The sequence below is a fragment of the Pseudomonas sp. DCB_AW genome (assembly GCF_026240895.1).
GTDB lineage: Bacteria > Pseudomonadota > Gammaproteobacteria > Pseudomonadales > Pseudomonadaceae > Aquipseudomonas > Aquipseudomonas kermanshahensis.
In genome coordinates this window covers 1-11,188 of sequence record NZ_JAPFCE010000108.1, presented here as the reverse complement: position 1 = coordinate 11,188, position 11,188 = coordinate 1, and the positions used below count along the sequence as shown (strand labels likewise).

The window sequence follows — 11,188 nt, the reverse complement described above, 5'->3', positions numbered from 1 at the left end:
TCCCACAGGAGTTGCACCAGCCGCAAGATTGGCGCAATACCTGTGGGAGCGGGTTTACCCGCGAAGGGGCCGGTACTGTCAAACACTGAAACTGTCAGCGCTGTCAGCCAGGCGTCATGCTGCCGACCCGGTCCGGGGGCTATAAGCTTGAATACAGACAACCGTCCCCACCCTTCTGGCCAAGGTGCCCGCTCCGATGCGACGTCCTTCCCGTGCTGTCATCCTCGCCGCCTTGGCGTTGCTTGTCCTGGTCGTGCTGGGCGTCTGGTTCGGCCAGCGTCAGGAGGCCCCCGCCCCCCGCGCGCAGGCGGCTGTGCCGGTGCGCGTGGTCAGCGTCAGCCAGCAGGATGTGCCGCGCTATGCCAGCGCGATCGGCTCGGTGCTGTCGCTGCACAGCGTCGAGATCCGCGCACAGGTAGAAGGGGTGCTGACCCAGGTACTGGTCAAGGAAGGCCAGTGGGTAAAGGAAGGTGACCTGCTCGCAACCCTCGACGACCGTGCCATCCGCGCCAGCCTCGACCAGGCCCGCGCGCAGCTCGGCCAGAGCCAGGCGCAGATCCAGGTAGCCGGTGTCGACCTCAAGCGCTACCGCCTGCTGAGCACCGATGACGGGGTGTCAAAGCAGACCCTCGACCAGCAACAAGCGCTGGTCAACCAGCTGCAGGCCACAGTCAAGGGCAACCAGGCGGCCATCGCCAATGCCGAGGTGCAACTGTCCTATACCCAAATCCGCTCACCGGTGACCGGCCGGGTCGGCATCCGCAACGTCGACCCCGGCAACCTGGTGCGCAGCAGCGACACCCAAGGCCTGTTCAGCGTGACCCAGATCGACCCGATTGCCGTCGAGTTCGCCCTGCCGCAACAGATGCTGCCTACCCTGCAGAGCTTGCTCAAGGCGCCCGCCCCGGCGCTGGTGCAGGCCTACATGGACGCCGACGGCGAACGCAGCCTGCTAGGTGAAGGCCACCTGGCGCTGATCGACAACCAGATCTCGGCGACCACCGGCACGGTGAGGGCCAAGGCCGAGTTCGACAACAAGGACGGGCGCCTGTGGCCCGGCCAACTGGTCACCATTCGCTTGCGCACGGCCATGCAGGAAGATGCCCTGGTCGTGCCGCCGCCGGTCGTGCAGCGCGGTATCGACGGCCATTTCGTCTACCGCCTGGACGGGGACAAAGTCACCAGCGTGCCGGTCAAGGTGCTGTACCAGGACAGCGGGCTGAACATCATCGCCGGGGTCAAGGCGGGTGATCAGCTGGTGCTCGACGGCCAGTCGCGGCTCAAGCCGGGCTCGCGGGTCGAGGTCACCACCGAAGCCCCCGCGCCTTCGGAAATGGCCGACCGCCGGAGCCAGCCATGAATACCCGCAACGGGGTTTCGGCCTGGTGCATCGACCACCCGATCGCCACCCTGCTGCTGACTTTCGCCCTGGTCCTGCTGGGCGCCATCGCCTTCCCTCGGCTGCCGGTGGCTCCGCTGCCAGAGGCCGACTTCCCGACCATCCAGGTCACCGCTCAACTGCCTGGGGCCAGCCCGGAAACCATGGCCTCGTCGGTCGCCACGCCGCTTGAAGTGCAGTTCAGCGCCATCCCCGGCATGACCCAGATGACCAGCAGCAGCGCGCTGGGGTCGACCACGCTGATCCTGCAGTTCACCCTCGACAAAAACATCGACACCGCAGCCCAGGAAGTGCAGGCCGCCATCAACACCGCCACCGCACGGCTGCCGCAAGACCTGCCCAACCCGCCGACCTGGCGCAAGGTCAACCCGGCCGACAGCCCGGTGCTGGTGATGACCGTCAGCTCGAACCAGATGCCCGGCAATGACCTGAGCGACTACGCCGAAACCCTGCTGGCCCGGCAGCTGAGCCAGATCGATGGGGTCGGCCTGATCAACATCACCGGGCAACTGCGCCCGGCCATCCGCGTACAAGCGCAACCGGAGAAGCTGGCCGCCATCGGCCTGACCCTCGCCGACCTGCGCCAGGCCATCCAGCAAACCAGCCTCAACCTGGCCAAAGGCGCGCTGTACGGCGAGCACAGCGTGTCGACCATCGCCGCCAACGACCAGCTGTTCCACCCCGAAGACTATGCCCAATTGATCGTCTCGTACCGCAACGGTGCGCCGGTGCACCTGCAGGACGTGGCCAAGGTCATCAACGGCGCCGAGAACGCCTACGTCAAGGCTTGGTCCGGTGACCAGCCGGGGTTGAACCTGGTGATCTTCCGCCAGCCTGGCGCGAACATCGTCGACACCGTCGACCGGGTGCTGGCCGCGCTGCCCAAGCTGAAGGAAATGCTCCCGGCGTCGATCGAGGTGTCGGTGTTGCAGGACCGTACCCAAACCATCCGCGCCTCGCTGCACGAGGTGGAGCTGACCTTGATGATCGCCGTGGCCCTGGTGATCGGGGTGATGGCCCTGTTCCTGCGCCAGTGGTCGGCGACCCTGGTGGTGTCCAGCGTGCTCGGCGTGTCGCTGATTGCCAGTTGCGCCTTGATGTACATACTCGGCTTCAGCCTGAACAACCTGACCCTGGTGGCCATCGTCATTTCGGTGGGGTTCGTGGTCGACGATGCCATCGTCGTGGTGGAAAACATCCATCGCCACCTGGAGGCGGGTGACGACAGCCGCACGGCCGCCCTCAAGGGCGCAGGCGAAATCGGCTTTACCGTGGTCTCGATCAGTTTCTCGCTGATCGCTGCCTTCATCCCGCTGTTGTTCATGGGCGGGGTGGTCGGGCGCCTGTTCAAGGAGTTCGCCCTGACCGCCACGGCCACCATCCTGATTTCGGTGGTGGTTTCGCTGACCCTGGCACCCACCTTGTGTGCGCTGTTCATGCGCCGCCCGACCGGCGCGCAGCACGGCGGCTTCGGTGAACGCCTGGTCAAGTGGTACGAAAAAGGCCTGAACCGCGCCCTGGCCCACCAGCGCCTGACCCTCGGTGTGTTCGGCGTGACCCTGGCCCTGGCGGTGGTGGGTTATGTGGCCATCCCCAAGGGCTTCTTCCCGTTGCAGGACACCGGTTTCATCCTCGGCACCAGCGAAGCGGCAGCGGACGTGTCGTACCCGGCCATGATCGAGAAACACCAGGCCCTGGCCAAGATCATCGAGGCCGACCCGGCCGTGCGGGCGTTCTCGCATTCCGTCGGCGTCACCGGCAGCAACCAGACCATCGCCAACGGCCGCTTCTGGATCGCCCTCAAGCCCCGCGGCGAACGCGATGTGTCGGCTAGCGAGCTGATCGACCGGCTGCGGCCCAAGCTCGCCCAGGTGCCGGGCATTGTGCTGTACATGCGCGCCGGCCAGGACATCAACCTCAGCTCCGGCCCATCACGCACCCAGTACCAGTACGTGCTCAAGAGCAACGACGGCGTGGCGCTGAACCTGTGGACCCAGCGCCTGACCGACCGCCTGCGCGAAAACCCGGCGTTGCGTGACCTGTCCAACGACCTGCAACTGGGGGCCAGCGTCACCCGCATCGACATCGACCGCCAGGCCGCCGCACGCTTCGGCCTGACCACCACCGACGTCGACCAGGCGCTGTACGACGCCTTCGGCCAGCGGCAGATCAGCGAGTTCCAGACCGAGACCAACCAGTACAAGGTCATCCTCGAACTGGACGCCCGCCAGCGCGGCAAGGCCGAGAGCCTCAACTACTTCTACCTGCGCTCGCCCCTGAGCAACGAGATGGTGCCGTTATCGGCGGTGGCCCACGTCGCGCCGCCGAGCACCGGGCCGTTGTCGATCAGCCATGATGGCCTGTTCCCAGCCGCCAACCTGTCGTTCAACCTCGCCCCGGGCGTGGCCCTGGGCGATGCGGTGAGCATCCTTGAGCGCACCCAGCGCGAACTGGGCATGCCCGACTCCATCAGCGGCAACTTCCAGGGTGCGGCGCAGGCCTTCCAGAGTTCGCTGTCGAGCCAGCCGTGGCTGATCCTGGCTGCGCTGGTGGCGGTGTACATCATTCTGGGGGTGCTCTACGAGAGTTTCGTCCACCCACTGACGATTATCTCCACCCTGCCCTCCGCGGGCCTGGGCGCGCTGATTCTGCTCTGGGCCATGGGCCAGGACTTCAGCATCATGGGGCTGATCGGCGTGGTGCTGCTGATCGGCATCGTCAAGAAAAACGGCATCCTGCTGATCGACTTTGCCCTCGAAGCCCAGCGCCACTACGGCCTCACGCCCGAGCAGGCAATCCACCAGGCCTGCCTGACGCGCTTCCGGCCGATCATCATGACCACCCTCGCCGCCCTGCTCGGCGCAGTGCCGCTGATGTTCGGCTTTGGCACCGGCGCCGAGCTGCGCCAGCCACTGGGCATCGCGGTGGTAGGTGGGTTGTTGGTGAGCCAGGCCCTGACGCTGTTCACCACCCCGGTCATATACTTGGCCCTGGAGCGCCTGTTCCACCGCCGCCGGGCCGCCCATGCGGCCGCGCCAAGTGCCAGTTGAGACAAGACCATGCGTGTGCTGATCATCGAAGACGAAGAAAAAACCGCCGACTACCTGCACCGCGGGCTGAGCGAGCAAGGCTTTACCGTGGACCTGGCGCGTGACGGTATCGATGGCCTGCACCTGGCCCTGGAAAGCGACTACGCCGTGATCGTGCTCGATGTGATGCTGCCCGGCCTGGACGGCTATGGCGTGCTGCGCGCCTTGCGCGCGCGCAAGCAGACGCCGGTGATCATGCTGACCGCCCGCGAGCGGGTCGAAGACCGCATCCATGGCCTGCGCGAAGGCGCCGACGACTACCTGGGCAAGCCCTTTTCGTTCCTCGAGCTGGTCGCTCGCCTGCAGGCTCTGACCCGTCGCAGCAGCAGCCATGAACCGCTGCAGATCCAGGTCGCCGACCTGTGGATCGACCTGATGGCGCGCAAGGCCAGCCGCGCCGGCCAGCGCCTGGACCTGACCGCCAAGGAATTCTCGCTGCTCAGTGTGCTGGCCCGCCGCCAAGGCGAAATTCTGTCCAAGACCGCCATCGCCGAGCTGGTCTGGGACATCAACTTCGACAGTGATGCGAATGTCGTCGAGGTGGCGATCAAGCGCCTGCGCGCCAAGCTTGATGGGCCTTTCGACAACAAGCTGCTGCACACCATCCGAGGCATGGGCTATGTCCTGGAAAACCGTGCGGGCTAACTCCATCGCGCTGCGCCTGTCGGCGCTGTTCATCCTGGTGGCGGTGGGGGTGTTTTTGCTGATCGGGTCGGCGTTGTATCGCCAGGTCGACCACAGCCTCGACCTGCTGCCGGCCGCCGAATTGGATGCGCGGTTCAGTGTGCTTGAGTCCACCCTCAACCGCTTCGGCACCGCCGAGCACTGGGCCAAGGTCAGCAACAAGCTCAACCTGCTCAGCGAGGAGGACAAGCGCATCCGCTTCTGGGTGGTCAGCAGCGATCCGGCATACGACTATGGCCACCCCAGCGAACTAGTGCGCGCATTTGCCGAAGGCCCGCCAGGCATGCGCGACCTGCGCCTGCCAGACCAGCCCTACCCCTACAAAGTCCTGGTCAGCGAGTTGCCGGCCCTGGCCGACCGGCCGCCGCTGCGTTTTCTGATTGGCATCGACACCGAGACCTTCTGGCAGGCGCAACACAGCCTGCTGGTAGCCATCGTCGGCCTGGCGGTGCTCGGTGTGCTGCTGGCGTCGGTGCTCGGTTACTGGGTGGCCCGCATCGGCCTGCGCCCGTTGCTGGCGTTGTCCAACGAAGCCCAGGCACTGGCCCCACCGCGCTTGGACGGGCGCCTGCAGACTCACGATCTGGCCCCGGAATTGGCGCAATTCGCCGGGGCCTTCAACGCCGCGCTCGACCGGGTCAGTCAAGCCTACTCGCGGCTGGAGGCGTTCAACGCCGACGTGGCCCACGAACTGCGCTCGCCGCTGACCAACCTGATCGGCCAGACCCAAGTGGCCCTGACCCGCGGTCGCAGTGCCGAGCACTACTTCGAAGTGCTGCAATCCAACCTTGAAGAACTCGAGCGCCTGCGCAGCATCATCAACGACATGCTGTTCCTGGCCAGCGCCGACCAGGGCAGCAAGGCCACCGCGCTGACCCAGGCGTCGCTGGCAGAGGAAGTGGCGACCACGCTGGATTACCTGGACTACATCCTCGAAGACGCGCAGGTCCGCGTAAAGGTCAGTGGCGATGCTCAGGCACCCATCGAAAAAGCCCAACTGCGCCGCGCGCTGATCAACCTGCTGAACAACGCGGTGCAGCACACCGCGCCCGAGCAGGTGATCGAGGTGCGAATCGAAAACGGGGCGGAACAGGTCACCATCGCCGTGAGCAACCCGGGGCCTGCAATCGATGACGCGCACCTGCCGCTGCTGTTCGAGCGCTTCTATCGGGTGGATGCCGCGCGCAGTAACAGTGGTGGCGGCAACCACGGTTTGGGGCTCGCGATCGTCAAAGCGATCGCCCTGATGCATGGGGGCGAGGTTTTTGTGCACAGCGAGGCCGGCGCCAACACTTTCGGCATTCGCTTGCCAAGCGCTCAACGACGCGGGTTTCCAGCAAAAGCCTGAGTGTTCGCCGCACGATCGTTACCTTTTGCGCAACAGTGCTTATCGTACTTCGCTCTGTTTCCAAGGCCATTGAGGGACTAACTTTAGCCCTGTCCTCATTAGCACTTGCATCGCAAGAAGGTAGTTTCAAATGTCCAACAGTATGGGTATTGCCAGCGTCTTCGTCCTGTCTTCCCTGTTGTTGTCGCCCCTGGCCATGGCCGAAGAATCCCCCGCTTTCGTCGCCCGTAATGCCGAGCTCGCCGCGGTCCATCAAGAAGCCCGCGAAGCCGTAGCCGCACAGCAGACCGATGCCGTAAAAGACGCAAACCAGACAGCTTCCAAAGTGTCCAGCGACGTTAATGCCGATAGCTGATCGACCGCTGTACCTGCTCCCGATTTCCCTTGGCTACGCCATGGGCACCGCTGGTGCCGATATGTTAGCCTTTTAAAGCCGCTGCCAATCAGCGGCTTTTTTTATGTGCTTTAACTATCAGCCCCGCTGTAACGTCCCTAATAAAAAAGTTGCACATTCAAAAATAAAAACTGCCCCACCGTCAGACCAAAGGAGCTAGTACCGGTGCCTTCCGCGTTTCGTTTTACCCCGCTGTTCATTGCATTGACTGCAACGATTCCCACCGCCGCCCAGGCAGATGAAGACAAGGCTGATGGCTTCATCGAAGGTTCTTCGTTCAACCTGCATTTTCGTAATGCCTATTTCAACCGCGACAACCACAACGCCGGCGTGCGCGACACCCGCGAGTGGGGCCAGGGCGCGGTTGCACGCTTCGAGTCCGGCTATACCCCGGGCGTGATCGGCGTTGGCGTGGACGCCCATGCCATGCTGGGCCTCAAGCTCGACGGCGGTGGCGGCCATGCCGGCACCAGCATTCTGCCGACGCATGTGAAGGACGACGGCGAACTGGGCGCGGCCCCGCATTCGTTCTCTACCGCAGGCGCAGCGCTCAAGCTCAAAGCCTTTGACACTGAGCTCAAAGCCGGTGACCTGTTCCTCACCAACCCAGTGATCGCTGGCGGCGAAACCCGCATGCTGCCGCAGACCTTCCGCGGTGTAAGCCTGACCAACACCAGCGTCGACGGCCTGCTGCTCGAAGGCGGCCAAGTCAGCTTCACCAAGCCGTACAACCAGAGCGGCCACCGCCGCATCGACACCTATTACGGCTCGCTGGACGAACATGACAAGAGCAAGCACCTGAACTGGGCGGGCGCGTCCTGGAGCGGCACGGAAAACATCACCGCCAACCTTTACGCCGCCGAGCTGAAGGACATCTGGAACCAGTACTACGCTGATTTTGACTACACCTACGTGGTCAACGACCTGGTCAGCCTCAACCCGGGCGTGCACTTCTATCACACCCAGGACACCGGCCAGGCCCTGCTGGGCAAGATCGACAACAACACCTACAGCGTGCATTTCACCGTCAACGCCGGCTTCCACAGCGTCACGGCCGCCTACCAGCGGGTCAACGGCGATACACCGTTCGACTACATCAACCTGGGCGACAGCGTGTACCTGGACAACTCGCGCATGTACTCGGACTTCAACGCCCCCAACGAGCGTTCGTGGAAGCTGCAGTACGGCTATGACTTCGCCGGCCTGGGCGTCCCCGGCCTGAGCACGACGCTGTCGTATTCGCGTGGTGAGGCAGACCTGACCAAGGCTGACCAGGGCAACACGCACTACGACTACTACCGCGCCGATGGCAAGAACGCCATGCACTGGGAGCGTGACCTGGACGTGAAGTACGTGTTCCAGGAAGGCGACTTCAAGGACCTTTCGGTGCTGGTGCGTTATGCCGCTCACCGTGGCAGCCAGGGTTATGCGTCGATCGACAGCAGCAGTGACAACGATGAACTGCGCGTGATCGTTGATTACCCGCTGAACGTGTTCTGACCCGCTCCTAGTTTCATTGACTTAGCGCAGACCCAGTGGGAGCGGGCTTGCCCCGCGAACACCGGCGCAGCCGGCGCCAGGCACCGCATGAGGCCATTCGCGGGGCAAGCCCGCTCCCACCGGATTGAAGGCAGGCTTGCGACCACTGTTCTCTGCACCACCACGCGATTCCGTCGGACAAATCTTGTCCGACAATCCCCTCTTCCCTAGAATGTCGCCGCCGCGAATGGCCCTGCCTCAGCAGTAGCGAGCATGCTCACCCGATCACCGCGTTTCGCACTCTACAGGTCGCACCCCGAGCTGATCCTCAACCTGGGCAGTTGCCTCGCCGTGCTCGCCATCGTGGCCATCGTCAGCTACCTGCTGGCCCGTGAGCGCGACAGCGTCGAGCTGTCGGCCATCCGTTCTTCCAACAACATCGTCCAACTGATCGAAAGCGATATCCTGCGCAATGCCGAACTCTACGATCAGTCGTTGCAAGGGCTGATCTGGGCAGTCGGGCGCAAGGAGCTGCCTGAAGTGCCTGGCGTGTTGCGCCAGCGGCTGTTGTTCAATGAAGCCTTCGTCGACCGCAAACGCGGTGACGTACTCTGGCTGGACAAGCAAGGTAACGTGGTGGGCGATTCCACCAGCGCCATACCGCGCCAGGCCAACTTCGCCGACACCGGTGTGTTCAAGGCCCACCAGCACAACGCCAACCTCGGCATGCTGGTCGGCCCGCCGTTCAAGGCCAAGCTGGGCGACCTGGACTGGTGCATCAGTTTCAGCCGGCGCATCCCCGGCCCAGACGGCGAATTCGCCGGCCTGGCAGCGGGTGCCCTGCGCCTCTCGTACTTCAGCGAACTGTTCAAGCGCCTGGACATCGGCGATGACAGCAGCATCAACCTGTTCAATACCGACGGCCAGTTGCTGGCCCGCCAGCCCACGCGCCCGCAAGACCCGCTGATCGGCACCAATTACGCCGAGCGGCCCAACTTCAAGCGCATCCTTGGCGAGCGCAGTGGCAGCTTCACAGCCCTTTCTGCCACCCACGGCACCTCGCGCATGTACACCTTCGCCCGGGTCGCCGACCTGCCGCTGATCGTGTTGGTGGTGCACTCGGCCGACGAGGTGTTCCAGTCGTGGCGGCGCACTGCGATTCTGGTCAGCGTAGCCACCGGCGTGCTGTGCATCGGCATCCTCTGGCTAACCTTGCTGCTGGGCCGCGAGCTGCGCCGCCGCCACGAGGCCGAACAAGGCCTGGCCACCCTGGCCGCCACCGACAGCCTGACCGGCCTGGCCAACCGCCGCCGGCTGGACCAAGTGCTGCGCCAGGAGTGGGCACGCGCGCAGCGCAACCACAAGCCGTTGGCCGTGCTGATGGTGGATGTGGACCATTTCAAGGCGTTCAACCAGCGCCACGGCCACGCGGGTGGTGACCATGCCTTACGGGAGGTGGCGAAGTGCATCGAGGGGTGCATCAGGCGCCCGGCGGACCTGGCGGCACGCTATGGCGGGGAGGAATTTCAGGTGATATTGCCAGAAACCGATCTGGCCGGTGCCACCCTGCTGGCCGAGCGCATTCGGGCCAGCGTCGCGGCCCTGGCGCCGTTTGCCAATGACACCCGTGCCGTCACGGTCAGCATCGGCATCGGCCTGTACGAAGCAAACCCCCAGCACGATCTGGCGAGCGTGCTGGGGGCTGCGGATGAGGCGCTCTACCGGGCCAAGGCCAACGGCCGTAACCGGGTAGAAGGGCCTGGCGACTAGGAGCGGGCGCGGGCGGCGTTACGCAGCGCTTTCACCTGGTCGTGGTTACGTTGCACGCCTTGCAGTTGTTTTTCCACCAGGGTGTAACTCTGATCGCTGGCGGTACGGCCCAGTTTGACCAGTTTCTCGCGGGCTTCCTTGTAGGCTTTCAGGGCATGGTCCTCGCCCCGCTCCACTTCGTTCAGCACGGCCTCTTCGTCCTTGCCGGTGACCATCGCCTTGAGGTTGACCCAACCACGGTGCAGGTCGCCGCTGATGCTGGTGGAAGTCTCAGGGTCGCCACCCAGGCGGCGCACTTCGCTTTGCAGTTCACCGGCGGCATTGGCGCACTCACCGGCGCGCTGCACGAAGAAGGCTTTCAGCTCTGGGTTCTTGACGTCATCGGCCGACGACTTGAAGCCTTTTTCGCCATCCTTGCTGTATTCGATCAGGTCGTTGAGCACATCAATTACGTCTTTGTTGGGGTTGCTCATTTCACGAACTCCTTGGCAGGTGATAGTCATCTGTAATGGAGCAGCGTTCGTGCCAACCTTAGACATAAAAATAAATCTTTATAAATCAATAATTTAACTAATTAGAAGAATGCACTCGAAGCGGCGTTCTGCATGATTGCCGCTTGGGCCTTCGTGCAGATTGCAGTATGGTCGGCGCTTTTGGACTGCCAGGTGCGTCGATGAAACCGGAAACCCTCGAACTGCTGGTCACCCGGACCATGCCCTTTGGCAAATACCAAGGCCGGATCATCGCCGACCTGCCGGGTGACTACCTGGCCTGGTTCGCGCGTAAAGGCTTCCCGGCCGGAGAGCTGGGCGGGTTATTGGCGTTGATGCATGAAGTCGATCACAACGGGCTGATGGACTTGCTAGAGCCGTTGCGGCAAAAGCATCGGCGCTAATATCATTAGGCTGCAGCAATTCATCGGATGATTGGTTGAATGTAATGAGCGTAGAGCTGACCAAGCGTTCCCTGGTCGAACTTGCCGTGGAGCGCATGCGCGAGCGCATCCTCAACGGCGACTGGCAGGT

9 protein-coding genes and 1 pseudogene are annotated in these 11,188 nt (G+C 63.6%); 9 read left to right on the top strand and 1 reads right to left on the bottom strand.

What is annotated here, in order from left to right; genetic code table 11:
* Positions 1-196: 196 nt before the first annotated feature.
* From OO306_RS26980 to OO306_RS26950, 7 genes are all read left to right on the top strand, one after another.
* On the top strand, positions 197-1,360 hold the full coding sequence (locus OO306_RS26980) for an efflux RND transporter periplasmic adaptor subunit (RefSeq protein WP_265970310.1): 1,164 nt from the start codon (positions 197-199) through the stop codon (positions 1,358-1,360).
* Positions 1,357-4,449, top strand: a complete 3,093-nt coding sequence (locus tag OO306_RS26975) for a multidrug efflux RND transporter permease subunit (protein WP_265970309.1) — start codon at positions 1,357-1,359, stop codon at positions 4,447-4,449. The genes OO306_RS26980 and OO306_RS26975 overlap by 4 nt, the downstream gene beginning before the upstream one ends.
* A gap of 9 nt (positions 4,450-4,458) precedes the next feature.
* Positions 4,459-5,133, top strand: coding sequence for a heavy metal response regulator transcription factor (locus OO306_RS26970; RefSeq protein ID WP_265970308.1), 675 nt, complete (start codon positions 4,459-4,461; stop codon positions 5,131-5,133).
* Positions 5,108-6,520, top strand: a complete 1,413-nt coding sequence (locus OO306_RS26965; protein WP_265970307.1) for a heavy metal sensor histidine kinase — start codon at positions 5,108-5,110, stop codon at positions 6,518-6,520. The genes OO306_RS26970 and OO306_RS26965 overlap by 26 nt, the downstream gene beginning before the upstream one ends.
* A gap of 130 nt (positions 6,521-6,650) precedes the next feature.
* Entirely contained in the window at positions 6,651-6,875 is a 225-nt protein-coding gene (locus tag OO306_RS26960) for a hypothetical protein (RefSeq protein WP_027595489.1), read from the top strand.
* Between the two features lie 204 nt (positions 6,876-7,079).
* Entirely contained in the window at positions 7,080-8,414 is a 1,335-nt protein-coding gene (locus tag OO306_RS26955) for an OprD family porin (RefSeq protein ID WP_027595488.1), read from the top strand.
* Between the two features lie 252 nt (positions 8,415-8,666).
* Positions 8,667-10,163 carry a sensor domain-containing diguanylate cyclase gene (locus OO306_RS26950; protein WP_099428341.1) on the top strand — a complete coding sequence of 499 codons (1,497 nt, stop codon included), beginning with the start codon at positions 8,667-8,669 and terminating at the stop codon, positions 10,161-10,163.
* On the opposite strand, the gene OO306_RS26945 is transcribed toward OO306_RS26950, so the two are convergent.
* Positions 10,160-10,636 carry a PA2169 family four-helix-bundle protein gene (locus OO306_RS26945; RefSeq protein WP_027595486.1) on the bottom strand — a complete coding sequence of 159 codons (477 nt, stop codon included), beginning with the start codon at positions 10,634-10,636 and terminating at the stop codon, positions 10,160-10,162. The two genes, OO306_RS26950 and OO306_RS26945, sit on opposite strands and share 4 nt — an antisense overlap.
* Before the next feature lie 200 nt (positions 10,637-10,836).
* Between OO306_RS26945 and OO306_RS26940 the strand changes: the two genes are divergently transcribed.
* Both OO306_RS26940 and OO306_RS26935 read left to right on the top strand, forming a co-directional pair.
* The gene (locus OO306_RS26940; protein ID WP_027595485.1) at positions 10,837-11,058 is read left to right on the top strand and encodes a DUF3820 family protein; all 222 of its coding nucleotides are present in this window, start codon (positions 10,837-10,839) and stop codon (positions 11,056-11,058) included.
* 44 nt (positions 11,059-11,102) lie between these two features.
* Positions 11,103-11,188 (top strand): annotated as a pseudogene (locus OO306_RS26935) (GntR family transcriptional regulator); the annotation flags it as partial.

What these genes read in the sequence shown, in the direction of transcription:
- OO306_RS26980 (WP_265970310.1), top strand. Translation starts at nt 197, where the DNA reads ATGCGACGTCCTTCCCGTGCTGTCATCCTCGCCGCCTTGGCGTTGCTT.
- OO306_RS26975 (WP_265970309.1), top strand. Translation starts at nt 1,357, where the DNA reads ATGAATACCCGCAACGGGGTTTCGGCCTGGTGCATCGACCACCCGATC.
- OO306_RS26970 (WP_265970308.1), top strand. Translation starts at nt 4,459, where the DNA reads ATGCGTGTGCTGATCATCGAAGACGAAGAAAAAACCGCCGACTACCTG.
- OO306_RS26965 (WP_265970307.1), top strand. Translation starts at nt 5,108, where the DNA reads ATGTCCTGGAAAACCGTGCGGGCTAACTCCATCGCGCTGCGCCTGTCG.
- OO306_RS26960 (WP_027595489.1), top strand. Translation starts at nt 6,651, where the DNA reads ATGTCCAACAGTATGGGTATTGCCAGCGTCTTCGTCCTGTCTTCCCTG.
- OO306_RS26950 (WP_099428341.1), top strand. Translation starts at nt 8,667, where the DNA reads ATGCTCACCCGATCACCGCGTTTCGCACTCTACAGGTCGCACCCCGAG.
- OO306_RS26945 (WP_027595486.1), bottom strand. Translation starts at nt 10,636, where the DNA reads ATGAGCAACCCCAACAAAGACGTAATTGATGTGCTCAACGACCTGATC.
- OO306_RS26940 (WP_027595485.1), top strand. Translation starts at nt 10,837, where the DNA reads ATGAAACCGGAAACCCTCGAACTGCTGGTCACCCGGACCATGCCCTTT.